General features: G+C 42.7%; 22 protein-coding genes. 17 read left to right on the forward strand and 5 right to left on the reverse strand.

The features are described 5' to 3' along the window. The first annotated feature begins 22 nt into the window (after positions 1 to 22). The 9 genes from P8629_RS01765 (at position 23) to P8629_RS01805 (ending at position 10,232) form a co-directional block, all read left to right on the forward strand. Entirely contained in the window at positions 23 to 1,048 is a 1,026-nt protein-coding gene (locus P8629_RS01765) for a phospholipase A (RefSeq protein WP_278163891.1), read from the forward strand. A 93-nt stretch (positions 1,049 to 1,141) separates the two neighbouring features. Beyond that, a complete protein-coding gene (locus tag P8629_RS01770) occupies positions 1,142 to 2,086 on the forward strand; it encodes a hypothetical protein (RefSeq protein ID WP_278163892.1) in 945 nt (314 codons plus the stop codon). 25 nt (positions 2,087 to 2,111) lie between these two features. After that, the gene (locus tag P8629_RS01775; RefSeq protein WP_278163894.1) at positions 2,112 to 2,510 is read left to right on the forward strand and encodes a hypothetical protein; all 399 of its coding nucleotides are present in this window, start codon (positions 2,112 to 2,114) and stop codon (positions 2,508 to 2,510) included. A gap of 249 nt (positions 2,511 to 2,759) precedes the next feature. Next, complete coding sequence (gene rpsT / locus P8629_RS01780) at positions 2,760 to 3,023, forward strand: 30S ribosomal protein S20 (protein WP_011369913.1); 264 nt, start codon at positions 2,760 to 2,762, stop codon at positions 3,021 to 3,023. 157 nt (positions 3,024 to 3,180) lie between these two features. Further along, positions 3,181 to 4,716, forward strand: coding sequence for a murein biosynthesis integral membrane protein MurJ (gene murJ, locus P8629_RS01785; RefSeq protein ID WP_278163898.1), 1,536 nt, complete (start codon positions 3,181 to 3,183; stop codon positions 4,714 to 4,716). Between the two features lie 120 nt (positions 4,717 to 4,836). Continuing rightward, entirely contained in the window at positions 4,837 to 5,802 is a 966-nt protein-coding gene (gene ribF / locus P8629_RS01790) for a bifunctional riboflavin kinase/FAD synthetase (protein ID WP_278163900.1), read from the forward strand. 35 nt (positions 5,803 to 5,837) lie between these two features. Beyond that, a complete protein-coding gene (gene ileS / locus P8629_RS01795; RefSeq protein WP_278163902.1) occupies positions 5,838 to 8,669 on the forward strand; it encodes an isoleucine--tRNA ligase in 2,832 nt (943 codons plus the stop codon). A gap of 37 nt (positions 8,670 to 8,706) precedes the next feature. Beyond that, positions 8,707 to 9,225: a signal peptidase II gene (gene lspA / locus P8629_RS01800; RefSeq protein ID WP_278163904.1), complete on the forward strand. Its 519-nt coding sequence runs from the start codon at positions 8,707 to 8,709 to the stop codon at positions 9,223 to 9,225. After that, positions 9,222 to 10,232: a hypothetical protein gene (locus P8629_RS01805; protein WP_278163906.1), complete on the forward strand. Its 1,011-nt coding sequence runs from the start codon at positions 9,222 to 9,224 to the stop codon at positions 10,230 to 10,232. The genes lspA and P8629_RS01805 overlap by 4 nt, the downstream gene beginning before the upstream one ends. Here the strand turns inward: P8629_RS01805 and P8629_RS01810 are convergent. Both P8629_RS01810 and P8629_RS01815 read right to left on the reverse strand, forming a co-directional pair. Continuing rightward, positions 10,229 to 10,399, reverse strand: a complete 171-nt coding sequence (locus P8629_RS01810) for a hypothetical protein (protein ID WP_278163908.1) — start codon at positions 10,397 to 10,399, stop codon at positions 10,229 to 10,231. The genes P8629_RS01805 and P8629_RS01810 overlap by 4 nt on opposite strands. Before the next feature lie 112 nt (positions 10,400 to 10,511). Next, complete coding sequence (locus tag P8629_RS01815) at positions 10,512 to 11,705, reverse strand: lytic murein transglycosylase (RefSeq protein WP_278163910.1); 1,194 nt, start codon at positions 11,703 to 11,705, stop codon at positions 10,512 to 10,514. Positions 11,706 to 11,951: 246 nt separating this feature from the next. Between P8629_RS01815 and rlmKL the strand changes: the two genes are divergently transcribed. The 3 genes from rlmKL to hemN all read left to right on the forward strand — a co-directional run bounded on the left by rlmKL (position 11,952) and on the right by hemN (position 17,142). After that, positions 11,952 to 14,156 carry a bifunctional 23S rRNA (guanine(2069)-N(7))-methyltransferase RlmK/23S rRNA (guanine(2445)-N(2))-methyltransferase RlmL gene (rlmKL, locus tag P8629_RS01820; RefSeq protein ID WP_278163912.1) on the forward strand — a complete coding sequence of 735 codons (2,205 nt, stop codon included), beginning with the start codon at positions 11,952 to 11,954 and terminating at the stop codon, positions 14,154 to 14,156. Positions 14,157 to 14,219: 63 nt separating this feature from the next. After that, a complete protein-coding gene (locus tag P8629_RS01825; protein WP_278163914.1) occupies positions 14,220 to 15,596 on the forward strand; it encodes a sensor domain-containing diguanylate cyclase in 1,377 nt (458 codons plus the stop codon). Positions 15,597 to 15,759: 163 nt separating this feature from the next. Further along, positions 15,760 to 17,142 (forward strand): oxygen-independent coproporphyrinogen III oxidase, encoded by a 1,383-nt coding sequence (hemN, locus tag P8629_RS01830; RefSeq protein ID WP_278163916.1) that lies wholly within the window; start codon positions 15,760 to 15,762, stop codon positions 17,140 to 17,142. 58 nt (positions 17,143 to 17,200) lie between these two features. Here hemN and P8629_RS01835 read toward each other — a convergent pair whose 3' ends face one another. The 3 genes from P8629_RS01835 to P8629_RS01845 are packed head-to-tail and all read right to left on the reverse strand — an operon-like array spanning position 17,201 to position 20,168. Next, entirely contained in the window at positions 17,201 to 18,511 is a 1,311-nt protein-coding gene (locus P8629_RS01835; protein WP_278163919.1) for a 3-deoxy-D-manno-octulosonic acid transferase, read from the reverse strand. Between the two features lie 19 nt (positions 18,512 to 18,530). Next, a complete protein-coding gene (locus P8629_RS01840) occupies positions 18,531 to 19,466 on the reverse strand; it encodes a KpsF/GutQ family sugar-phosphate isomerase (protein WP_278163921.1) in 936 nt (311 codons plus the stop codon). A 45-nt stretch (positions 19,467 to 19,511) separates the two neighbouring features. Further along, positions 19,512 to 20,168, reverse strand: a complete 657-nt coding sequence (locus P8629_RS01845) for an acyloxyacyl hydrolase (RefSeq protein ID WP_278163923.1) — start codon at positions 20,166 to 20,168, stop codon at positions 19,512 to 19,514. Between the two features lie 77 nt (positions 20,169 to 20,245). On the opposite strand from P8629_RS01845, the gene hldE reads away from it, so the two are divergent. From hldE to P8629_RS01870, 5 genes are all read left to right on the forward strand, one after another. Then, a complete protein-coding gene (gene hldE, locus P8629_RS01850) occupies positions 20,246 to 21,688 on the forward strand; it encodes a bifunctional D-glycero-beta-D-manno-heptose-7-phosphate kinase/D-glycero-beta-D-manno-heptose 1-phosphate adenylyltransferase HldE (RefSeq protein ID WP_278163925.1) in 1,443 nt (480 codons plus the stop codon). Further along, complete coding sequence (locus P8629_RS01855) at positions 21,685 to 22,242, forward strand: D-sedoheptulose-7-phosphate isomerase (protein WP_278163926.1); 558 nt, start codon at positions 21,685 to 21,687, stop codon at positions 22,240 to 22,242. Before hldE ends, P8629_RS01855 begins: the two co-directional genes overlap by 4 nt. 58 nt (positions 22,243 to 22,300) lie before the next feature. Next, the gene (glk, locus tag P8629_RS01860) at positions 22,301 to 23,263 is read left to right on the forward strand and encodes a glucokinase (protein ID WP_278163927.1); all 963 of its coding nucleotides are present in this window, start codon (positions 22,301 to 22,303) and stop codon (positions 23,261 to 23,263) included. Between the two features lie 83 nt (positions 23,264 to 23,346). Next, positions 23,347 to 24,615 (forward strand): glucose-1-phosphate adenylyltransferase, encoded by a 1,269-nt coding sequence (gene glgC, locus P8629_RS01865; RefSeq protein ID WP_278163929.1) that lies wholly within the window; start codon positions 23,347 to 23,349, stop codon positions 24,613 to 24,615. A gap of 50 nt (positions 24,616 to 24,665) precedes the next feature. Continuing rightward, positions 24,666 to 26,393, forward strand: coding sequence for a glycoside hydrolase family 57 protein (locus P8629_RS01870; protein WP_278163931.1), 1,728 nt, complete (start codon positions 24,666 to 24,668; stop codon positions 26,391 to 26,393). Positions 26,394 to 26,406: the final 13 nt, after the last annotated feature.

The raw sequence follows: 26,406 nt of genomic DNA on the forward strand, positions 1-26,406 counted from the left end.
TTTATATAAAAATGGAACAGCTGTGAATAATTTTGAACTGTATGTCAGACGTTTTTTAGGTGTCTTTTTGCTCTTTTTAGGCGTGATGATTTTTCCAAAGTTAGTTTTTTCCGCACAAAAATATGATTCGGACTGTGTTCAAAAAGCACTGGAAGTGCAGCCACCTGAAACAACATTGGAACAAATTAGAGAACAGTGTCTTGAATCTTCTGTTCAAGAAGACGATTCAGAAGGTGCAGAAGATAAAGCCGCTCTTTCTTCACGGCTTGAAGCTGAAAAGCGCAATAAGTATCGTCCGTTTTCCATTCAACCATACCGACCAAATTATGTTTTGTTTGGGTCTTATAACTTTTCTGAAACCAATGAGAAGCCTTTTAGAGGCGTCGGCTTAATAGGCGACGAATCTTTTGAACCTTATGAAGTGAAGTTTCAGATTAGCCTAAAAGTACCTATCGCCGACGAGTTGTTGGGATGGGGAGATCATTTGTTTGTTGGCTATACCAATCGTTCATTTTGGCAAGCTTATAATTCTAAAATTTCAAAGCCTTTTCGTGAAACCAACCATGAACCTGAAGTGTGGATGAGCTTTGACAACAAATGGACCATTGCAGGATGGCGTAACCGGCTGATTGATTTGGGGCTTGTACATCAATCGAATGGGCGTTCGGGAACCCTATCTCGCTCTTGGGATAGAGCTTATTTGCGGATGGTTTTTGAAAAAGAGAATTCGGCTATTATGATAAAGCCTTGGTGGCGTTTTCCTGAACCGTCAGGTCAAGATGATAACCCTCATATAACGCATTATATGGGGAATGCTGAGTTTCGCTTTGTTACTAAACAAAATCGGCATCAATTCAGTGTGATGGCGCGGAATAATTTTGATGAGAATGATAATAAGGGGGCTTTAGAATTAGGATATAGCTTCCCCATTCATCGTAACTTGAATGCCTATGTACAATGGTTTTATGGTTATGGTGAGAGTCTCATTGATTATGACTATAAAAATAATACGGTAAGTATCGGTGTCAAACTAGGTAATTGGTTGTAGAATAAAGTAAAAAAACAACATAATGGGTTTTGTCAGGCGATAAAAGCTTTGTCAAAGTTGCACTCTCTAGTTAATGTTTAAAAAGGAATTTGTGTGCCCTTTTGGTTTGAAAAACATGAAATGCGGCGTTTTCGACGCGTCGACATCCCTGTAAAAATTTATATTAAGCCTCATGAAGCGATTAAAGATCAGCAGATCTTTGCGTATGGGATTGATTATTTTCCGCCCACCAAAAGAAAAAAGATTAAAGAAGCCCAGCAAGAAATGCACCACTGGGTGGGCTTGATTCAGGAACAAAAAGACATTCTGCAGCCTTTTTTTGAAGAATTTGAAACCTACATAGAATTCTTTAAAGACTGGGTTCAAGCTCTTTCAGAAGGGCGCTCTCCCAGAGCCAGTAAGCAAGACTGGCTAACTTTTCATGCTTATGGAAAAGGGGTGCAAAAAATTCAGACATTAAAAGTTTCTGCACCCAAAACCTTTCAATATTTTGACCATTTAAATCAGAAGCTGATGGCGCATTTTCAACATGTGGCAAAGTGTGCCGAACAATCGTCACCCTCTCAATTTGTACAGCCTGAACCGGTTGCAAAACATTTTGCAGTTGATGATATGAAAAAACGTTTTGAATCTTCCACGGTTTCTAAAGCCCCATTAATTCAAGCGCTGTGTAGTCTCTATTTATATATGTCTTACACATTTGATGCCTATGAAGAATTGATAGAAGATTTATGTTTGGAGCATTCGTCCTCTTCTTTCAGGGAGGACGCCGAGGTGAATTTAAGCGCAGGTGGATTGTCTATAAAGTTAGATAAGCGCTATAAGCCCAATATGCGTTGCAATATAGGCCTTTATTTTGCAGGCAGTAAACGGCTGCTCAAATTTAGGTCTACTCTTGTCAGAGCCTTTTCGGTTCCTGAGTTTCAAGCGGAGTGTAATGCATTTAATTTTGATTTTCCTAACGGTCATGATCAGCACCTTATTCAAATGGAAATTGAGCGATATGAAATTGAAAGCAGTATGAAGGTTTCTTTGTGAAGTGGCGATGGAAGAAGGAAAATAAATGGTAGTTAATAGTGTAGAACCAACATTTATGAATAGCTTGCCTTTCTCCTTGAGGCCTGTAGCAATTGATCTTTATAATATGCATTTGCTAAGAGAGGTATTGGAGATTCGACAAGGGAAAGTGCCTTCAGTGTTGGCTCAAAAATACAATATGCATCATGAGCAATGGTTTGAAGTAAGCAATATCGTCGTATTGACCAAGTTGTCTCAATTTACGATTTCAAAAGAATTGAAGTTGGATTATATTGAGCATTTACAAGATGTCTTGCGTGCAGTGCTGGATATGAAGGGTGCTACATATAAAGAAGTTCACCAAGCGATTCAGTTTTATGAGGCCAGTGTCTTGGCTGATTGGTATGAAAGATTGCAAAAGCTTCATGAGCGTCAAGGGGCTTAAAAAGGGTTTTAGCTGTTGATAAAGGTTGATAAAAAACGATTTTTATCAACCTTATAAATAATTTGTTCGCTTATTAAGCATAAAGCAATATAAATGTTTGACAACGCGGTAGCTTTTGTAGATAATTCCGCAATCCTTTCAAACATTTAGATACTTTAGAAAGATTTAGCCCTTTCTTAATGAGTATCGATTGTCGATGCGTATCGATGTAAACGATTGAAAAAAATAAATTTTTTGGAGTTATAAAGAATGGCAAATTCAGTACAAGCAACGAAAAGAGCTCGTCAGGCCGAGAAGCATCGTCAACATAATGCAGGTATGCGCGCTGCAATGCGTACAACAGTTAAGAAAGTTCTTTCAGCTGTTGAAGCAGGTGATAAAGAAGCGGCAACAGCTGCATTTCGTGTTGCGCAATCAAGTTTAGACAATATGGCTCGTAAAGGTCTTATTGCTAAAAATAAAGCGGCTCGTAATAAAAGCCGTATAAACGCACGTATTAAAGCAATGGCTTAATACCAAGCGCTTATTATAAAAAAGCCGGGTTTATCCCGGTTTTTTTGTGTCTAAAAACAGGTGAAATACGATTGGCGAATTGAATATTAAAAAAATTCGAGTTGAGCCTGCTTCATCGTTACAATAGTGATACTTCATAACATTAAAGACTCTAACGTTGAAACGTATTATTAAAGCGACTGCCACGGTAGGTAGCATGACCATGATTTCAAGGCTACTTGGCTTTGTTCGAGATATGGTGATTGCACGCTATTTTGGTGCCTCTACCGGAGCAGATGCTTTTTTCGTCGCGTTTAAAATCCCCAATTTTTTCCGCCGACTCTTTGCAGAAGGCGCTTTTTCACAAGCCTTTGTTCCCGTTTTATCTGATGTTAAAGAGAAACGTGGGCAGGCTGCTGTTAAGCATTTAATCAATGCAATTTTGTTCCGATTGGGGGGTATTCTATTAGCCCTGACCGCTTTTGGTGTCTTTGGTTCCAGTCTTTGGATGCTGGTTTTTGCGCCCGGTTTTGTGGATGACCCAGAGAAGTTTCAATTGGCCTCTGATATGTTGTCCATTACCTTTCCCTATCTATTACTCATCTCTTTAGTTGCCTTTTCTTCGGCGATTATGAATACCTATAATCAATTTGCAGTGCCTGCATTTACGCCTGTATTTTTGAATCTGGTATTGATTACGTTTGCGATTTGGGTGTCACCTTTATTAGATGTTCCGGTTATGGCGCTGGCTTGGGGGGTTTTAGTGGCAGGGGTTGTTCAGCTCTTGTTTCATTTACCTTTTTTAAAGCGTCTTGGGCTGTTACCCGTACCTTCGCCAAAAACAGATGAAGGGGTCTCGGAAGTTAAACGTTTAATGTTACCCGCATTGTTTGGGGTGTCCGTGGCGCAAATCAATTTGTTGATTGATACGATTTTGGCGTCTTTTCTGATTACCGGGTCGGTATCTTGGTTATATTATTCAGACCGCTTAATGGAATTTCCATTGGGTGTCTTTGGCGTGGCGCTGGCAACCGTTGTTCTGCCTGGGCTTTCTAAAAAAGCAGCGACTGAAAACTGGGAAGGGTTCCGACAAGATATTGATACGGCATTGCGTTTGGTGTTGGTTATTGGTGTCCCCGCAACCATCGGTTTATTGTTGTTAGCCCAGCCGTTGATTATTACATTATTTCACTATGGTGCTTTTACCGAAAATGACGTGAAAATGTCTGGTATGAGTTTGATGGCCTATTCTTTTGGGTTGTTGGGCTTTATTCTGGTAAAAATTCTTGCCCCAGCATTTTACGCGCGTAAAAATATGAAAACCCCAGTTAAAATTGCGGTGGTTGCGCTGGTGACAAATACGGTTATGAATTTAGCCTTGATTGGGCCCTTTGCCCATGTTGGGCTTGCTGCAGCAACCAGTATTTCAGCGTTTGTGAATGCGGGCTTACTCTACTGGTTTTTAAGAAAACAGGGTGCCTTTATGCCTTTACCTGGGTGGGGAAAGCTTTGGGTGCAAGTATTGTTTGCCAATACCATATTGGTTGCTTTGATTTTAGCGATTTCCCCCGATGTATCTGATTGGCTGGCGTTTGATGCCAGACATCGTTTGGGGTGGTTGTTTGCAATTGTATTCGGTACTATCTTGGTTTATGGTTTTGTGTTGATCGCCACCGGATTACGACCTAAGCGTTTATTGAAAAAAGATATTTAAAAAATGGCCAGGCCTGGTCATTTTTTGTTTGATTTTTAGTCATTTGTTAAAGATTAACAAGGTCTTATCTGTCGCAATACGCTATAATTTAGGGCTTACTAAAAAAATAATTCTGAACTAATGCACTTAATTCGTGGCTTACAAAATCTGGACACTGTCAAGACAGAACTGCAAGCCGGTTGTGTGTTGACGATCGGTAATTTCGATGGGATTCATTTGGGGCACCGAGCCATTTTGGATCAAGTGACTGCTTTGGCAAAGGTGAAGAAGTTACCCTCTGTGGTGATGATTTTTGAACCCTTGCCGATTGAGTACTTTGCCCCGCATTCTGCGCCGGTGCGTTTGATGAATTTAAGAGAAAAGCTCAGTGCTTTTAAAGCGACGGATATTGATTATGTATTGGTCTGTCGTTTTAATGAAACATTTGCAAACCTCTCACCAGTACAATTTGTGGAGTCCATTCTAAAAGATGGTCTGAATGTGAAGCATTTGGTGGTGGGCGATGATTTTCGCTTTGGTAAACAACGTCAAGGCGATTTTGATTTTTTAGCTGAACAAGGTCGCTGTCAGGGGTTTGAAGTAACTGATGTTGCAACCTTCGAAGTGACCGAGGGGCGTGTCAGTAGTACGAGAGTCCGTCAAGCGTTATCCCGACATGATTTGGAGATGGCCGAGCAATTACTGGGTGAGCCTTTTCATTTTCATGGGCGCGTAATCCATGGTCAAAAGTTAGGGCGCAAGATTGGTTTTCGAACTTTGAATTTAAATCCCAAACGAATTCAAATGCCTTTGGAAGGTGTTTATGCTGTTAAGGTTTCTGGTTTGCATGAACAGGACTGGCCAGGTGTTGCCAATATTGGTGTTCGTCCCACCGTAGCGGGGACGCGCCCTTCTATCGAAGTGCATTTATTTGACTGGGATAAAGATGTTTATGGCGCTCATATTAGCGTTAGAATAGAGAACTATATTCGTGCCGAAAAGAAATTTGAAAATTTAGCGGCATTAACCGAACAAATTAAGCAAGATGTTAAACAAGCAAGACAGTTTCATGGACTGACTCAAGTCGAATCAGTTCGCAAAATTTAAAATCCCCTTAACCTTTTAAACGAAAAGTTATAGACATGACAAAAGATTATAAGCCGACATTAAACCTTCCTGAAACAGACTTTCCTATGAGAGGAAACTTGCCGAATCGTGAACCGAAACAGGTTCAAGATTGGACGAGCGCTTCTTTATATGAAGCGGTCAGAAATGCAAAGGCTGGACGTCCTAAATTTATTTTACATGACGGTCCTCCATATGCGAACGGTAATATTCATATCGGTCATGCGGTGAATAAAGTGTTGAAGGATATGATTGTCAAATCAAAAGGTCTGAATGGTTTTGATGCACCGTTTGTTCCTGGTTGGGATTGTCATGGATTACCCATTGAACTGAATGTTGAAAAGAAAAAAGGGAAAGTGGGACAAAAAATTGGTGCGACCGAATTCCGTCAAGCTTGCCGTGACTATGCACAAAAACAAGTGGATGGACAGATGGCTGACTTCCAACGCTTAGGGGTGATGGCGGATTGGGATAATCCTTATTTGACCAAAGACTTTAAATTTGAAGCGAATGAAATTCGTGCGCTGGCAAAAATTGTTGAAAACGGTCATTTAGTGAAAGGGACCAAGCCGGTTTACTGGAGTATCGGCGGGCATTCGGCGTTGGCGGAAGCAGAAGTGGAATATGAAGATAAGCGCTCTCACGCGATTGATGTGCGTTTTAACGTGTTGGATGAAGAAGCCTTTTTTAAGCGGTGCCATCATGTAGAAGACCACACCGGAGAGGGGCCTTTATCCGTTGTCATCTGGACGACAACGCCTTGGACGTTGCCGGCTAACCAAGCGGTATCGATTAACCCGGAACTGGAATATGCCGTGGTGCAGGTCACAGGTGAAAAGGGACCGGAACGTTTGTTTATTGCGGAAGCTTTACTCAAAGATGCAATGGACAAGTGGGGATTCGAGCAGTATCGCGTGATTGCTTATGGTCGTGGAGATCAGTTTGATCTGATTCGCTTGCAACATCCATTTTATGATCGAATTGTGCCATTGATTCTAGGCGATCATGTGACGACTGATGCCGGAACGGGGTGTGTTCATACCGCACCTGGCCACGGTCAAGAAGACTATGCAGTGGGTCTGAAATATGATTTAGAGGTGGATTGCCCTGTTGATGGTCGAGGCTATTATGTCGCCGGCACGCCATTGTTTGAAGGTGAAAACGTTCTGAAAGCGGATGACCATGTGATTGAAGTATTACAACAGCATAATGCTTTGGTGCATCATGAAGCGATTGTGCACAGCTATCCACATTGCTGGCGCACTAAAACGCCATTGATTTTTCGTGCCACGCCGCAATGGTTTATCAGTATGACAGAAGGTCACTTGCGTGACGATGCCTTAAAAGCCATTAAGAAAGTAGATTGGGTGCCAGAATGGGGGCAAGCTCGAATTGAAGGCATGGTTGATGGTCGTCCTGACTGGTGTATTTCTCGCCAACGTTTCTGGGGGGTGCCGATTCCAATCTTTGTGCACAAGGCGACTGGCACGATGCATCCGAATACCATCGAATTGATGGAAAAGGTGGCTCAATTGGTTGAAAAGCATTCCATTGATGCCTGGTATGATTTGGATCCGACAACCTTGTTGGGGAATGACGCTGACGATTATGAACAAGTTACCGATATCCTGGATGTTTGGTTTGATTCCGGGATTTCTCACTTTACCGTGTTGGATGAACGTGAAGAGCTCTCAACGCCAGCTGATTTATATTTAGAAGGGTCTGACCAGCACCGTGGTTGGTTCCAATCCTCTTTATTAACCGCTCTGGCAACCAATGGTGAAGCGCCTTATAAGCAGGTACTTACGCATGGCTTTACGGTCGATAAAGACGGCAAGAAGATGTCCAAATCCAAAGGAAATGTGGTTGCACCGCAAGATATCGCTAATAAGTATGGTGCAGACATTTTACGTTTGTGGATTGCGGCGGCGGATTATCGTTATGAAATGACGGTTTCGGATGAGATTATTAGTCGTACTGCAGATGCCTATCGTCGTATTCGAAACACGTCTCGTTTCTTATTGGCGAATATGAATGGCTTTGATCCGCTGAAAGACCAAGTACCGTATGACAAGATGCTGCCTTTAGATCAATGGGTGGTCGGGCAGGCCTCAAGCATTCAAAAAGAAATTATTGCAGCGTATGAAAGTTATAACTTCCATGCCATTTATCAAGCGGTCACCCATTTCTGTTCGATTGAGTTGGGATCTTTCTATCTAGATGTCATCAAAGATCGTCAATATACGGCAAAAGCGGATGGCTTGCCGCGTCGTTCAGCGCAAACGGCTCTGTATCATATTGCAGAAGCGTTGACACGTTGGATCGCGCCTATCTTAAGTTTTTCGGCGGAAGAACTGTGGAAAGCCTTGCCTGGTGAGCATTCTGCAACCGTGTTTACAGAAGAATGGTATCAAGGTTTAACAGAGCTGGATGAAACACAACCCATGAACTCGACCTATTGGGCGAGAATGATGGATGTGCGTTCTGCTGTAGCCAAGCAGCTTGAAAAACTACGAAACGAAGGGGCTGTTAAAGGGTCTTTAACAGCTAAAGTGTCACTGTATGCAGAGGAAGATTTGTACCAACAAATCGACTTGCTAGCAGACGAACTTCGTTTTGTGTTGATTACTTCTTATGCCACTGTGAAGCCGTTGTCTGAAAAATCAGAGACGGCAGTTGAGTCTGATGTGGAAGGTTTGTGGATTGATGCAGGAGCGGCAGATCAACCTAAGTGCGGTCGTTGTTGGCATCACCGTGAAGATGTTGGATCGCATTCGGAAGATGATGCGCTTTGTCAGCGTTGTATTGACAATATTTACGGTGAAGGGGAGTCGCGCCAGTTTGCATAAATAGCCAGGCCTGGCTATTTTTAAACAGGGTTTGATTATGAATAAGTTTTCTTCTTCCGCACTAGCAACCAGCTGGTTGGCGATGGTGCTCATTGTCTTGGACCAGTTAAGCAAGTATTGGGCGAATACTGCTCTTTCACTGGGAGAACCAGTCGCTATTTTGCCGCACTTGAATTTTACTTTGGTCTATAACTATGGCGCAGCTTTCAGCTTTTTGTCTGATGTTGGCGGGTGGCAACGCTGGTTTTTTACGGCGTTAGCACTGAGTGTGAGCGCCGCTCTGATCATTTGGTTGGCTAAGCTCCCTAAGCGCTGGACGTTGGAAGTCATCGCGATTAACTTGGTGTTGAGTGGCGCGATCGGTAATGTGATTGATCGTGTCATAGAAGGTAAAGTCACCGATTTTGTCGATTTTTATATTGGAAGCTGGCATTATGCCACTTTCAATGTGGCCGACATGGGGATCTCCGTTGGCGCTGTGTTGCTCATTATCTCAGAATTTTGGTTGAAGCCAAAACGTCAAAACAAGGCTGAAACAACCGAGGAATCGGTTTGAGTTCCATTGCTAAGTCGCAAGTTGTCATTGCTGAAGATTGGATAGGGCTTTTAACGGCTTATTGTTTAAACCAATCTGGACAGTCCTGTACCCTGTTTTGGGTTCCCAATCTTAAAAAAAGGCCTGAAACACTTTTGCTGGAAGGGCTGAAGCCTTGGCAAGACTTAGCCACACCAGAAGCGAAGCAGGTTCAGGGGCTTGAGTTTTTACTTTCACAATTGGATGTGGTCACTGAAAAAAAAGGGTTATTGAGTTTGGATATTGCCAGTGCTGCTGAATTGGAAGCAGCAGAGCAATGGGTACTGTCTGACAGAACGCAAGAATCTGACCTACAAGTCATGGATGAGAAAGTCTGGGTTAATATTGAGCCCCGTTTAATGTCCGGGGCAAAGTCAGCTATTTGGCGACCCGATGCCGCAGAAGTTTCATGCGAGGCTTTCGAGCAAAGTATGCTGGATTTGTTATCGCAGCAAGGCGTTGATATATGTCTTTTAGAAAATCCTCCAACAGCGATTCAAGAAAATCAGCGCATCAGTTTGTTAAGGTCTTCTTGCGGTAAAGAATGGCTTGTCGAATCAATGGTGTTAACTTCGGTTCAACTCGTTCAATGTGTACTGCCAGAATCCCACCCTATACAAACAACAGAAACTTTAGTGAGCTTTTTTAGAGTGCACCCTGGTTTTTTAAGACATCTTGTTCAGGTGAACGGACTTTTATTGATGCCTCAAAAAAATGGTTCTTTATCTGTCAGAAGAAAACAATCATCAGAATTAGAGGTTGAGGTGATAGAAGAAGAAAACCAGCTATGGGATGCTCTGCAAGATGTCTATCCAGAAATGGCGATGTTTGAACCATTAGAGAGTGTGCGTTTACCTGAAAACAATGTTATCGAACACTCCTCATTATTTAGCAATCTCTCATTTGTATCGGCAGGCTATGAGGTTGGGATGTTGCAAGCCTTTCATCAAATCATGCGGTTTGCGCAGCAATTCGAAAAGCAGGATTAATCTTTACAGGCGGCAACCTTCTCTGGCTCTGGTTTGAGAGGGAGAGCCAAGGTGGTTGGTTTATGAATTTTTTCTAAATGATTCGCAAGCTTCGTCAGCCGGCTTTGCAATTTCCAAAATAGATAAGCCGGGTATTCACAAACGTAATCTTTTGGTAACTTCATCATCTAACGTTCCTCTGGTAGAGGTAAAGTGAAACATTAATTCAATCATATCAACTATTTGATAGGATTGATCATACGCTGACGGTAGTCACTTGTAAAGCTTGTTTATGCGTTGTCACTTTTGATTCTGACGCAGAATTTTAAGCATTCTAAACGATGGGTAACCATCCGCTGGTAACCCTTTTTTTACTTGGTATTCTCGAATAGCGGCGCGCGTTTTATTGCCTGCAATTCCATCTAATTTTCCAACCTTGATACCGGCCATGGATAAACGCTCTTGCATTTCGATCATTTGTTGGCGGGTCAGGGATTTGTCATCGTTAGGGGCTTTTTTGCTCAAAGGTGCGCGTCCAATAATGCGGTCAGCTAAATGACCAACGGCAAGAGCGTAACTATCAGAACGATTCCATCGTTTAATGACTTCAAAGTTATGAAACACTAAAAATACCGGTCCTCGGTAGTCGTAAGGTAAGATCAGTTTGGCTTGCATATCTTCTACCGGCAGTTCACGTCCATCCGCCAATTGAAGTCCCATGTCTTTCCACTCTTGTAACGAGCGTTCAGTTTTTCCATCCGCCAAAGCTAAATCAAACCCTTTAGGTAAGGTGACTTCTCGTCCCCAATTTTCTTCTTTTTGCCATCCCAGCGTGTTTAAGAAATTACCCATGGAGTAAAAAACATCATCTAAGCTGTTCCATAAATCACGTTTGCCAGAATTATCGGCATCGACTGCATATTTGAGATAGTTGCTCGGCATAAATTGGCATTGTCCCATTGCACCCGCCCAGGATCCTTTCATTTGGTTAGGGTCGATATGTCCTTGTTGGATGATCTTTAAAGCTGCGATCAACTCATTTTGAAAAAAGTCAGAACGGCGCGGGTCATAGCTCAGAGTTGCCAAGGATTCAATAATAGGGGTGTTGCCTGTGTAGCCCCCAAAGTTGGTTTCCATTCCCCAGAACGCGATTAAAAACCGCCCTGGAACGCCGTATTTTTGGGTCACCTCTCTAAGTTGTGGCCGATATTTTTCATAAAGCTCTTGGCCAGTTTGGATTCGCCAGTCGGTCACGGCTCGATCGAAATACTGCCAAAAAGTTCGGGTAAACTCGGGTTGGCGACGGTCAAGCTCGAGAACACGTTGGTTTAAGTGAACATCTTTGAATGCTTTTTTTAGTGTGGTTTTTGAAATCCCTTTTTCGTGAGCCGTTTTTTTAAATTGTACAAGCCAGGCTTGAAAGTCTGCTTCTGATTGAGCTGGCGGCGTATAGGCATAAGCTTGTGGCCCCTGCAGTATGATAAAAACGGCCACAAAAAGGCTGTAAAAAAGTCGATAAAATTTTGGCGTCATAATAGTGATGTTCAAATGTGCTTATATTTATTTTTACTTAGGTCAATGCAGTCTGAGTTGTTTTACTTATAAGCGCAAGCTGAAACTTTGACTAAACCCTGACATTAAATCAAGCAATTACCTAAGCGTTTGATTTAGGTGAGCCATTTTACTAAAGTGTTGAGTCAGAATGCAGTAAAATAACGTTTTTAAAGATAGGTAATTTCAATGTGTCGTTTTTTTGCAACTGCGCCTAAAGGGTTAAATGAATTGCTTCGTGAGGAGCTCATGTCTTTTGGTGCTGAGAATATCAAAACCCAGCCGACAGGCGCCACTTTTGATGGTTCGTTAGAAGTCGGTTATCGCAGTTGCTTGTGGTCTCGATTGGCTAATCGGGTTTATTTGGTGGTACTGGAAACAGAACTCCCAAATCAAGAATCATTAAGTTCGGTTGTACAGTCGATAGATTGGTCCCAGCATTTGGATAAAGATGGAACGTTTGCGGTGTCTTTTTCGGGACAAGGGCTGGGCATTACGCACAGTCATTATGGTGCTTTGAAAATTAAAGATGGCATTGTAGATTATTATCGAGATCACTACCAAGTACGACCGTCTGTTGATACTGAGGTACCGGATATTCGAGTGCATGGCCATTTGAATCGTAATCAGTTGACGTTAAGTTTGGATTTGTCTGGTTATAGTTTGCATCAACGAGGGTATCGTGAAGGGATTCAGGTCGAAGCGCCGTTGAAAGAAAATGTCGCGGCAGCCATTCTGATGCGTGCTAACTGGCCAGAAATTGCCAAGCAAGGTGGGGCTTTTTATGACCCGATGTGTGGGTCGGGAACTTTTTTGGTGGAAGCGGCACTCATGGCATCGGATACGGCACCTGGGTTGGCAAAGTCCGGTGAAATGTTATTGAATTATTGGTTGGGTCACAATGATGCGTTGTGGCAAAAACTGGTTGAAGAAGCTGAACAACGAGAGCAAGCGGGTTTAAAAGACTTACCGAATATTTATGGGTCCGACATCTCTCATAAGTCATTGGATGTGGCGCGAAACAGTATCCAAGCGGCTGGTTATGATGATGTCATTGAAATCAAACAAATGGCGGTGGAGCAAGGTCGAAAATGGGGCGATTGGCAACCAGGCCTAATTGTTTGTAACCCACCTTATGGCGAACGTCTCGGTGAAGAAGAGACCGTTAAACAAATTTATTTAAAACTCGGTGAATATTTAAAAGCGGAGTTTGTTCACTGGAAAGCGGCTGTATTGACTTGTCATACCGAATTGGGCATGTTTTTAGGAATTAAAGCCAAACGTTCGCATGACTTTTTTAATGGCGCGATGTCATGTCGTTTGTTTCGCTTTGAGATTGAAGAAGAGTGGTTTAGACAGCCTGCTTTACAGCCGAAACAAGATTTAGCAGAACAAGTGTTGCAGCTGCAACCAGATTTGGCTGAAACCGATAATGCGAAGATGGTTTCAAATCGTATTCGAAAGAATATGAAAGGCTTGAAATCCTGGGTGAAGCAAAATGAGATTTCAGCTTATCGTGTCTATGATGCGGATATTCCGGAGTATGCTTTAGCCATTGATCTCTACGATACCTTGGAATCCGGGTTATGGGTCGTGGTGGCCGAATATGCACCGCCGAAAACAGTCAATCCAACCAAAGCCAAGCGCCGTTTGTATGAAGCCATGTCAGTGTTGCCTTCTGTGTTTAATGTCTCGCCTGAAAGAATCATCTTTAAAGTGCGCAGCCAGCAAAAAGGTCAGGATCAATACGAGCGTTTAGACGAGCAAAAAGCTTTCTTTACCATTGTGGAAAATCAAACCCGTTTACGGGTGAACTTTACGGATTACTTGGATACCGGTATCTTTTTAGATCATCGCCAAGTGAGGCAAGAAGTGGCTAAATTAGCAGCTGGTAAACGACTGTTGAATTTGTTCTGTTATACCGCAACGGCCACGGCGGAAGCAGTGAAAGCCGGTTGTAAAAGCAGTTTAAGTCTGGATATGTCAAAAACCTATTTGTACTGGGCGAAACACAATTTTATGTGTAATGACATTAATGAAAAACAGCATGTTTTACAGCAAGAAAATGTCCTGGAGTGGTTAGAGACGGCTACCCAAAACCCGAAAGACTTGTTTGATGTGATTTTTCTGGACCCACCTTCCTTTTCGACATCAAAGCGAATGGATGGCACCTTAGATATCCAGCGTGATCATGTTGATTTAATTCAAAAAACAATGAAGCTTTTGTCAAAAAATGGCAAACTAATCTTCTCAACAAACTTAAGAAAATTTAAATTAGATACGGCAATCTTTGAATCAGAGTATCAAATAGAGAATATCACTCAAAGAACCATGCCAAAAGATTATGCTCGAAATATGAAAATTCACCAGGCCTGGCTGTTTTCTCGTCAGTAGCCATAAAAAGAATTGCCCCTCGGTTGCACTAGGGCTCTGAACAAAAATGATAGGCGGCGAAATATGATTCATATCAGTACGATAAAAGAAATGGTCAGAATCAGCCCTCTCGATAAGTTGGAGGTCGAGAAGCATTATTCTTACTTGTTGGAACAACAACCTCAGTTTGAAAAAAGTATCGCTCAATGGATTGAGGCGTATCAGCTGAAAACCTTGACACCAGAATTACTTTTGGCGAATGATTATTATCAAAGCCTGATCCACGGGGTTTACCAGAACAGTTTTTATAATATCCAATATCACCAAGCTTTGTTCTGGTTAAAGAGCGGACTGACACAAAATCAAATTCTCTTGTTGTTGGCGCATATGCGAATGCAGTTTATTGTCTATGCCGAAGGGCTGGAAAGTGATGCTTTGGCCAGCAGTCTGTGTCATGTTTTGGATGTCGGGCAATCCATTGTCGCGACCATTTTTGCCGTGGCTGAATCCATTGAGCGCATGAAAGCAAGATCCAGCCAGGAAATTCGACGACTCAAAAACTCTTATCGATTAGTAGCATTTGATTTACCGAAAGATGTCTTGCAAGCTTATATTGACCATCAAACCTGGAAGATCTCAGCGTTCGAACTTTCATTAGGGTATGAAACCAATGTTGAAGGGTTTGAAAAGAGCCACTTAAAGTGTTGTTTAGCCCAATGGTTGGACAAGGGTGGATTGGAACTGATTCCAAAATCAAAACATCGTAATTTTTTAAATGCCCATGAACAGGTTCATCGCTTAGGCACAATGGCCATTGAAGAATCTAAACATAACCGACCAGAAAATATTGTTGAGTTATTGTTTGAAATGGAAATGGCCTCTGAAGATGTGATGGAAGTGTTGCTTAACTTGATCGAACAAGAATTTGTCGCAGCCGCGAATGCCGATTCGCTCACCGGTTTCCCAAACCGCCGTGCGTTTGATCTGGAGTTTGATAAGGCTCTGGCATTTGCGAAGCGACATGATTTTTGGCTGGACTTGGTAATCGTTGATGTCGATTTTTTCAAGGCAGTTAATGATGAGCATGGCCATGTGGTTGGGGATGCGGTCTTAAAGCGAGTCGCCGAAATTTTAGATGATGTCGCACGAACTGAAGACATGCTTTTTCGCTGGGGCGGTGAAGAGTTCGTGATTATTACGCTGGATAAGGATTCTGAAGGTTCGGAGATGTTGGCGGAAAGAATTCGTAAAGCGGTTGAAGAGGAAAAGTTTTTTGCCGGAACCGATCAAGAAATGCGTTTGACGGTGAGTTGTGGAGCCTTGAGTTATTGGGCGGGCTTAAGCTTATCGGAAGAAGAGGTTTTTGAACTGGCGGATAAGCAACTGTATTCGGCGAAACAAAATGGTCGTAATCAAGTCTCTCACCAAGTTTATGACGTGGTTCCGATTCAACAAACCTAATTTAGACATTAAATGACTGTGAAAGATTGATTTATATTAAGTCTGCTTGCAGTCATTCTCTGGTTTCGTTTTTTTTTTGATAGAATTCTTTGGCTTTGAAAATGAAGGCAGGCTTTGTCATAAATGAAGGTGCCTGTCGATTAAATGATAAAAGAGATGCTCTATGGAACAATCTATTCGATTTGATGAAGACTTGATTAAACGCTATAACCAATCAGGCCCTAGATATACGTCTTATCCCACAGCAGTGCAGTTTGATGAAGCATTTGGACTGACAGCTTATCAAGCGGCTGCAGAGCGTAGTAATGCATCAGATCGAAATCTCTCGTTGTATTTCCACATTCCTTTTTGCGATACGGTGTGTTTTTTCTGTGCTTGTAACAAAGTATGGACGCGTGATCGAAGCAAAACCACGCCTTATTTAGCCCGTCTGTATCAAGAGATTGAAATGCAAGCTAAGCTGTTTGACCCGAGCCGGAAAGTGGATCAGTTGCATTGGGGAGGAGGTACACCGACATTTATCAATATGGATGAAATGCGCGAATTAATGGCTGTGACACGCAAGCACTTTAATTTACATGATGACGACTCGGGTGAATACTCAATTGAAATCGATCCACGAGAAGCGAACAAAGAGTCTGTTAAATTGCTGCGAGAACTTGGTTTTAATCGTATGAGCTTAGGGGTGCAAGATTTCGACCCTAAAGTACAAAAAGCCGTGAATCGAATTCAAACGGAAGCGCAAACGTTTGAAGTCTTGGAAGGGGCTCGTGAAGCTGGATTTATGTCTGTAAATGTCGACTTGATTTATGGGTTGCCGCATCAAACTGAATCAGGCTTTATGGCGACCTTGGACAAAGTGTTGGAAGTGGCGCCAGATCGTTTTTCGATCTTTAACTATGCACATATGCCGAGCATGTTTCCGACACAGAAGAAAATGAAAGAAGCGGATATGCCTTCACCAGACGAGAAACTGGCCATTTTGCATGCGACCACCAATCGATTGTTGGAAGCCGGCTATGTTTATATTGGCATGGATCATTTTGCCAAACCGGATGATGAGCTTGCCATTGCACAACGTAATGAAACGCTTTACCGTAACTTTCAAGGCTACTCGACTCACGCTGAATGTGACTTGATTGGCATGGGCGCAACATCCATTTCATTGATTAACAATACTTATGCGCAGAATTATAAGAGTTTGAATGACTATTATCAGGCGATTGATGCCGGACACTTAGCCGTGTTCAGAGGGGTAGAGTTGACTGAGGATGATGAGTTGCGTCGTGATGTCATTACCCGTTTAATCAGTCATTTTCATTTAAATTTTGCTAAGGTAGAAGCCCAATGGGGCATTGTGTTTAACGAATATTTTGAACAGGAAATGAAAAGTTTAACGCCGATGGTTGAAGACGGGTTGATTGAATTGTCTGATTCGGATTTATATGTCACGGCTGCAGGACGGTTACTGATTCGAAACATTTGTATGGCATTTGATGCCTACTTAAAGCAAGGCACGCAAAATCGCTTTTCAAAAGTGATTTAAGTCGACTGGTATTTTAAGGCAAGGATTAAAATTGGCCAGGCCTGGTCAATTCTAGACGTTACTCTGTCGGAGGCAGTAGCTGCCCAATTTCATGCATTAATTTAGGTAATGCACCTGCTTGTTTTTTAAAGCAAGCATAAGCGTCTTCTGCCTTTTGCATTCGCCACTCTGGCGACTCGGCGAGTTGAATAAGTTGTTGTGCCAGTTCGTTTTCATCTTTGGAAATTAAAATCGCATCATCCTGCTTGAATGAATCATATAAGGCTTGTAAGTTTTTATGATATTGCCCAGACAAGACAGGCTTTTTGAGTGCGGCGGGTTCTAAAATATTATGTCCGCCAAAAGGCACTAAACTTCCTCCGATAAAAGCCGCATCACTGGCAGCAAACCATTTCATCAGTTCCCCAATCGTGTCAGCCAAGTAGACTTGCGTGTCTGCTTGAATAAGGTCGTCCTTTGATCGGCTGACAAATGGAATGTTTTTTTCCGACAGCAATTGAGCGACTTCGATAAAACGATCAGTATGACGGGGGACGAGAATTAATAAAGCATTAGGTTGATGCTGCAGCAATTGTTGATGTGCTTGTAGCATTAGAGCTTCTTCTTTTTCATGCGTACTCGCCGCTACCCAGATGAATTTGTTTTCCAGCCCATATGTTTGACGCCATTGTTGCATTTCAGTCGTTAAGTTTGTCGGGACATCAATGTCGAACTTTAAGTTGCCAAGTTGTTTGACTCGAGCCGGGTGCGCGCCCAATGCCTGCATATGTTCAGTATCTAATGCAAACTGACTGGCAATTAAACGGGTTTGATTTAATGCATTGGCAATCAACTTTCCGCCCCATTTTTGGTAGGCGTAAAAGGATTTTTCTTTGATGCGAGCATTGGCGAGGATTAAAGGAATTTGTTGATCCCAGCAGGCCTGGTATAGATTTGGCCAGATTTCAGTTTCGACCATAATCACCAGGCGTGGTTGTAGTTTTTTCAAAAAACGTTGGACGGCGCTGGGGTAATCATAAGGAATCATCTGGTGTTGAATGGGAACGGGGGCAAATCGTAATGCTTGTTGAGCACCTTGTGTGGACCCATTGGTGACAGTGATGGGTAAATCGGGATACGCCTTTTTCAGTTCCGTTAGCAGAGGGAAGATAGAGCGTGTCTCCCCCACTGAAACCGCATGCACCCAAATCCCACCTTGTTGGAACGGTTGGCGGCTCCATCCGAATCGTGCTGCAAAACAATGTGGAATGGGAGCGTAATCGGAATCCTTTTTAGCTTGTTTTTTAGCTCGATGGCACCGCTTCCAGCCGGAATAGGCAATTGCTGGAAAGGCTAAGATAAGCAAGAAGCGGTAGAGCCACAAAGACATGAATACGCTCCAGGAGTGATTAACTGTTTAAGTCGTAAATTTGAATGACACCAACCACTTGGTTTTCATCGGATACCAGTAAAGAGGTAATTTTTTGCTGAGTCATCATCTCTTCTGCATCCGATAAGCGTGCTTCGGCATTAATCATTTTAGGATGGGTTCCCATAATGTCACCAGCCGTTTTTTGCATGAAGCTAGCGGGATCCTCTTCCATCTGGCGGCGCAGATCTCCATCGGTGATAATGCCTTCCCCCTGGTTGACAATGCAGAGTCCCAAACGACCATCCGTCATCGTGTGTATGACATCTTTCATGGACGCGGTTTTCTCTACGAAAGGCAGGCTTTCTGATTTCATTTCATGTTTAACGCGTGTCAAAAGCTTACGACCTAGGCTTCCGCCAGGATGGAATCGAGCAAAATCCTGTGGTTGAAAGTCGCGCTTTTCCATCAGAGCCACAGCCAGAGCATCGCCCATGACAAGTGTGGCGGTAGTAGAAGACGTCGGAGCCAGTTGATGTGGACAGGCTTCACGAGGGACAGCAATATTTAGGTGGAAGTCTGAGTTTTTAGCCAGGGTGGACTCAGTGCGTCCTGTCATAGAGATGATCGTATTGCCATTGTCTTTTAAAAAAGGAATCAGTTTAATGACTTCTTCCGTTTCGCCAGAGTTGGATAACGCAATAAAGACATCTTTTGGTGAGACCATGCCCAGATCCCCGTGGAACGCTTCACCAGGGTGCATAAAGAAACAAGGTGTGCCTGTGCTGGCGAGCGTAGCCATGATTTTTTTACCAATGAGTCCAGACTTACCCATGCCGCATATAACGACACGACCTTCAGTCGCTAAAATGGCATCAACACTTTGTGAAAAATTGTCATCAAGCAATGTTTTAAGGTGGTTAACGGCTTCTGCTTCAATGTCGAAAACGCGTTTGGCAATAGCTAAAGTATCCATAATATGTCTGTAAACTTCTCGTTGTTGTCAGTGGAATGAAAGCCTTTAAAATTTGAGGCCTAAATGTAAATTGTGGAAATCAGTACCCGGGTTCGGTAATTCAATATTGGCATTTGAAATATGCAGATAACGATAGCCGATTTCAAAACGGTCTGTCTGGATGCCAAGCCCTAGGATGCTCCCAAATTGAAATTGGGTTGATTTAAATTCATTTTCGATGGTTACATCGGATAAATATTGTGGGCCACCACCGAGTTCTAAAAAGGGTTTTATATGACCGGTTTTCCAAGTGTAATTGAATACGGGCGTCAGGCCAACTATGTAGCCATTTTTATTTTGAGGGTGATCTTTTGAAGAATACCACCGGTTAATGTTGACTTCCCAGCGTCCCGAAATTTTAAAACGATTATTTTCAAACAAAGCTTCATGCCAGTCAGCACCCAGTGCAATACGTTGATTGTGTGTGGTGTTATCCGCTCCAATATCAAGACTTAAGGTTAATCGCTCTGTATTCAAGGGGTCAAGTGAACAGGGACCTTTCCCTTCAATGCAGGCATACCCTAAAGAACCGATTGCACCCAAAATTGTTAGGTTCATCATCATGTCGTTTGAGGTGTCGGCTGCGCGCAGGTTTGAGGTCGATAAAACGAAGAGTGTAAAGATGAAAAGAAATGGCTGGTTGAGCCTTTTTAAAATGAACATTAAATGAGAATCCTGTTAGACTTATAACTTAGTTTTTATCATAATAAAATTTATCAATATTTTAATCTAATCAACCCATGAATATGCACGATTTTTCCAAAACCAAAATTTTAGTCGTCGGTGACGTCATGCTGGATCAGTATTGGTCCGGTCGAGCAGGACGGATTTCACCAGAGGCGCCAGTACCAGTTGTTAAAGTGGCAGATGAAAATGTCCGCGCAGGGGGCGCTGCCAACGTGGCGCTTAATATAGCCGATTTAGGGGCAGACGTGAGCTTGCTGGGCGTGATTGGTCAAGATAGTTTTGGTCAGCAGCTCAATCAAGTGCTGGAACAAGCCGGGGTTTCCTCTGACTGGGTTTATTCTGACTCAGGTACGATTTGTAAGTTACGAGTATTGAGTCATCACCAGCAACTCATTCGTATGGATTTTGAAAATGCCGTCCCTAAGCTTTCTGCGAAAAGTTTGGCGAAATTGGTTGCTGAAAAAGTAGCAGAATACGATGTGCTGGTTATTTCCGATTATGCCAAAGGCGCTCTACAGTATGTTGAGGAAATGATTAAAGCGGCGAAGTCACAAAATGTTCCCGTTTTAATCGACCCAAAAGGTAATGACTTTTCTCGTTATGCTGGGGCGACGCTGATTAAACCGAATCAAGGCGAGTTTGAACTGATTGTTGGGGCTTGCGAGGATCAAGATGATTTGATTGAGAAGGCAAAGCAATTAATTCAGGATATTGATATCGATGCGCTTTTGGTTACCCGAAGTGAGCATGGTATGGCATTGATCGAAAAAGATTCGGGGCCGACCATTTTAAAATCACGTGCGCAGGAAGTGTTTGATGTTACTGGTGCCGGTGATACAGTCATTGCTACGTTGGCGACAGCTTATGGTAGTGGATTGACTTTGCCTAAATCGGTTAAATTAGCGAATGAAGCTGCCAGTATCGTGGTGCGAAAAGTAGGCACTTCAACGGTTTCGAAAGTTGAATTGGAGGAGCAGGTCAATGCTTCTATGCGCCATCAAGGCTATGCCTCTATGAGCGAGGATGAAGTGCATTCTCTGATTCAAATTGCCCAGTCTAAAGGGGAGAAAGTGGTTTTCACCAACGGGTGTTTTGATTTGCTTCATAGCGGTCATGTTCGCTATTTGAATGAAGCCTCACGTCAGGGAGATCGTTTAGTCGTTGCCGTTAATTCGGATGAATCTGTTAAAGCTTTAAAAGGGGATAGTCGTCCGATTGTTGGATTAGAAGGGCGTATGGAATTATTGTCTGCTTTAAGTTGTGTTGATTGGGTTGTGCCGTTTAGTGAAGAGACTCCCGAGCGTTTGATTTGCCATTTAGAGCCAGATGTTTTGGTTAAAGGGGGCGATTATAAACCGGATGAAATTGCAGGCGCACAATGTGTCTGGGATAAAGGAGGAGAAGTTGCTGTGCTTTCTTTTTGGGAAGGTTACTCAACAACCCGTATGGTTGACAAGATTCAAGAAGCTGAGATGAGAGAGGGTGTGGTACAGTGAATTTAGACCATGCCTTACAAGAACATAATCGTGCAATTCAGTCTGTCATGGAATCTTCACAAAAGCTGTCAGAGCTCGTTGCTAGAATGGTTGAAAGTCTTAATGCCGGAGGAAAAGTTCTTTGGATGGGGAACGGCGGTAGTGCGGCAGATGCGCAACATATGGCCGCTGAGTTGATGGTACGTTATGTCAAGAATCGTAAGCCATTGGCGTCAATCGCTTTGACAACCGATAGCTCTATTCTAACTGCTCATAGTAATGACTATGAGTTTGAAACGGTTTTCGCTCGACAAGTAGAAGGGTTAGCTCAAACAGGCGATATTGTCATAGGTCTATCGACTTCCGGTTCAAGCGCTAATGTGATTAAAGCGATGAAGCAAGCTAATCAACAAGGTTGTATTACGGTGTCGATGACAGGAAAGTCCGATTCGATACTGTCAGAAATCAGTGATTTTTGTTTTCAAGTTGACTCGTTAGAGACCGCTCGGATTCAAGAAGCGCATAGTTTTATTAGTCATCTTCTCTGTGAAGGGTTAGACGACTTTTTTGGGTAGGAAGCTCTGATCGTGCAATAAAGAGTTTCCTTTAGTAAGCAATGCTTAAGGGTGCTCAATGTCATTTATCTTAGCTGGCGATGTCGGTGCTACCAAAGTACTTTTACAGGCCTTTCATCAAGGTGAATCCCGGCTGTTTGCAGAAAAACGTTATCTAAGTGCAGATTTTTTTTCACTGACGCTTCTTGTTCAACATTTTCAAAATGAATTTAACCTACCTTCTTTTGCCACCGCTTGTTTTGGTGTGCCTGGTCCAGTTGTTGGACGGCAAGTTCAATTAACTAATCTTCCCTGGATGATACGAGCCGATGAGTTGGAGCAAACATGCCAAATTGGGCGTGTTGAAATTATTAATGACTTTTATGCAGCAGCACTCGGCGTCGATGAACTGACAGACTCTGATTTAATTTGTTTACAAACCGGTGAGTATGACCACTCAGGAAACCGGCTTGTGGTGGGTGCGGGATCAGGGTTAGGCGTGGCGCCAGTCAAAAACTGTCAAAACGAGTTCATTCCACAACCTTCCGAAGGTGGGCATATGGATTTTGCTCCGTTGAATGAACATCAGGTCAAGATTTTATCGTGGCTACATCAGAAATGGTCGCATGTTTCTTACGAAAGACTTTTATCGGGGGAAGGCTTAGAAACACTGTATTTCTTCTATAACATTCAATCGCATGGACATGGTAAAAAAACGATTACTGCGGTACAAATTTATCAAGAGGCCATGAATGGTGAAAAAATCGCCTGTCAAACACTTGATACCTTTGTGCAGGTTTATGGTGCTTTTATCGGAAATGCCGCCCTTATCTGGGAAGCGAAAGCCGGTATTTTTATTGCTGGCGGCATTGCACCTAAAATAAAAGATTGGATATTAAAACCTTTGTTTATGGAGGCCTTTTTGAGTAAAGGACGCATGCGCAAAGTGGTTGAAAAGTTACCTATTTATTTAGTTATGAATGAACGCGTTGGGTTACTCGGCGCGATGCAGTACGCTCATAAGATCAAAGTGGATCAATAATCAATAAAGTCACATCGAAAATAAAGTGCGCTTAGGTGCCTGCTTGAATCTTTAAGTTACCCTTTTTAGGGTAGGGAGGATTGATGAAGTATTATTGCGAGACCAAGTCTGCGACAGACTTGACCCGAAAAACATTGGCATTAGTGTTAGCAGGGGGGGAGGGTAGCCGTCTAAAAGACTTAACCAAATGGCGTGCTAAACCGGCAGTTCCTTTTGGTGGGAAATATCGTATTATTGATTTTGTCCTGTCTAATTGTGTGAATTCTGGGATTCGAAAAATAGGTGTGTTGACGCAGTATAAGTCGCATTCTTTGATTCGTCATGTTCAGCGAGCTTGGTCTTTTATGCGTTACGAAGTTGGTGAGTTTGTTGAATTGCTCCCGGCGCAACAACGCGTCGATAAAGGGTGGTACAAAGGGACCGCTGATGCGCTTTATCAAAACCTTGACATCATGCGGCGCCATACCCCCGATTACGTTCTCGTTTTAGGCGGGGATCATATCTATTCGATGGATTACAGCAAAATGCTATACGAACATGCTGAGTCGGGTGCGGATGTCACCATTGGGTGTATTGAAGTGCCTCGGATGGAAGCCACTGGGTTTGGTGTCATGTCAGTAGATGAGTGTTTGAAAATAACTAAGTTCACTGAAAAACCTGCCAACCCTGATGCGATGCCCCTGAAGCCAGAAAAAGCACTCGCTTCCATGGGCATTTATGTTTTTTCAACAGAGTTTCTATTTCAAAAGCTAATTGAGGATGCCGATAATCCTGACTCCTCTCGTGATTTTGGCAAAGACATTATTCCTTCTATTATTGAAGATTGGCAAGTACGAGCTTTTCCTTTTGAAGATGAATCAGGCCTACCTGTTTATTGGCGTGATGTGGGGACGATTGAATCTTATTGGAAAGCCAGTTTAGATTTGTGTTCCATCACGCCGGATTTAAATTTGTATGATGAAGACTGGCCTATGTGGACTTATCAAGCGCAAATGCCGCCCGCCAAATTTATTTTTGATGATGAAGGCCGACGTGGAGAAGCGATTGATTCTTTAGTCGCAGGCGGCTGTATTATTTCTGGGGCTCGAATAAAGCGTTCAGTGATTTCCAGTGGCAGTCATGTCCATAGTTTTTGTTTGATTAAAGACTCTGTTCTCTTACCAAGAGTAAAGGTTGAACGCCACTGTCGAATTCAAAATGCGGTCATTGATAAAGGCTGCGTGATTCCTGAAGGAACGGTTATTGGGGAAGACTTAGAAACAGATAAGAAACGGTTTTATGTTGAAGAAGCTTCCGGTATCGTTTTAGTAACCCCTGATATGCTCGGTCAACGACTACATGTCACTCGCTAATTGGTTTTTAGAATGTAGTTTGTTTCACATTAAATGGTTAAAAGTGGTTTATGGAACAGAAAAAAATTAAATTAGTCTTATGCTGGCATATGCACCAGCCGCATTATCGTGATGGATTAAATGGCGAATATCGGCTGCCTTGGGTGTATTTACATGCGATTAAAGATTATACCGATATGGCAGCGCATCTAGAAAATCATCCTAGTGCGAAAGTTGTGGTTAACTTTGCGCCAATATTACTAGAACAGCTAGACGATTACGCTCGACAAATTCGGTCCTGGTTACAGTCGGGCACGCATATTCAAGATGCCTTGTTGAATTTATTATCGGGTGAAACACCTATTACGTCTGATTTGGAAGCACGCCTTGAAATTGTTCAAGCTTGTCAAAAGGCATTTGCTCCGACCATGATTGATACTTTGCCGCCGTTTAAAAAGTTGTTGAGTATGGCTCAATGTAACGAGTTGACAAAGTTAGAAGATGCGACTTGTTTAGCGTACTTTAATGAACAGTTTTTTATTGATCTATTGATGTGGTATCACCTCGCCTGGATGGGAGAGAGTCTGAGAAAGGAAGATGCCCGAGTTCGAAAATTATTGGAAGTGGGGTATCATTCAGGTCATTTTACCAAAGACAACCGTCAGTTGATGCTGGAGGTGATTGCCGATACGATTGAAAACACTATTCCGCGTTATCGACTCTTGATGGAAAAAGGGCAGATTGAAGTTTCTATGACGCCTTATGGTCATCCCATTGTGCCGTTACTGATAGATTTTAACAGTATGAAAGACGCACAGCCGCATTCTCCAATGCCAGCATCTGAGTGTTATCCTGAGGGCTATGAACGAGCAAAATGGCATATCGAGCATGGAATGGACGTTTTTGAAAGTTACTTTGGCACAAAGCCGAAAGGCATCTGGTTGTCTGAAGGCGCCATTAGCAGTGCCGCAATTGGTTTACTCGATCATTATGAGATTCAATGGACGGCTTCGGGAGAAGGCGTTTGGCGTCATTCATGTGAGGCATCTCAATTAGATCACCATGATATTGCGTCGAAACGAGCCTTATATCAACCCTTACAACATGCCTCTCAGGAGTGTGCGATATTTTTTAGAGATGATGGCTTGTCAGATTTAATTGGTTTTCAGTACAAAGATTGGAACCCTCAAGACGCGGCGAATAATTTTACGCATCATCTAGAAAATATTGCCAACTCTTTGGGAGATCAAGTTGAAGATTATGTGGTTTCAGTCATTTTGGACGGGGAGAATGCTTGGGAATATTATCCTGAGAATGGGTATGACTTTTTATCTGAGCTCTACCATACTTTGATTCAGCATCCACGAGTTGAAATGACTACTTTTTCTGAGACACTGGAGAATGGAATTAAACCTAGACACTTACCTGTCTTAAAAGCGGGAAGCTGGGTTTATGGGTCTTTTTCAACTTGGATAGGCGAGCCGGATAAAAATGCTGGGTGGGATTTATTGGTCGATGCCAAACTCACTTATGACAAAGTGATCGCGTCCGGTAAATTGTCTCAAGAGCAGGTGGTATTGGTGACCGAACAGCTTGCTATTTGTGAAGGGTCTGATTGGTTCTGGTGGTTTGGAGATTACAACCCCTCTGGCAGTGTAAAAGACTTTGATCATCTGTACCGACGACACCTTGAAAAGCTCTTTTTATTATTAGGTGAGAAACCACCTGAACAACTTTCTATCCCACTATCTTATGGTGGAGGAGAAATGGAAAATGCAGGCACAATGAGACGCAATTAAGTCAAAATTTTTA

The organism is Hydrogenovibrio sp. 3SP14C1 (assembly GCF_029625905.1).
Lineage (GTDB): Bacteria > Pseudomonadota > Gammaproteobacteria > Thiomicrospirales > Thiomicrospiraceae > Hydrogenovibrio.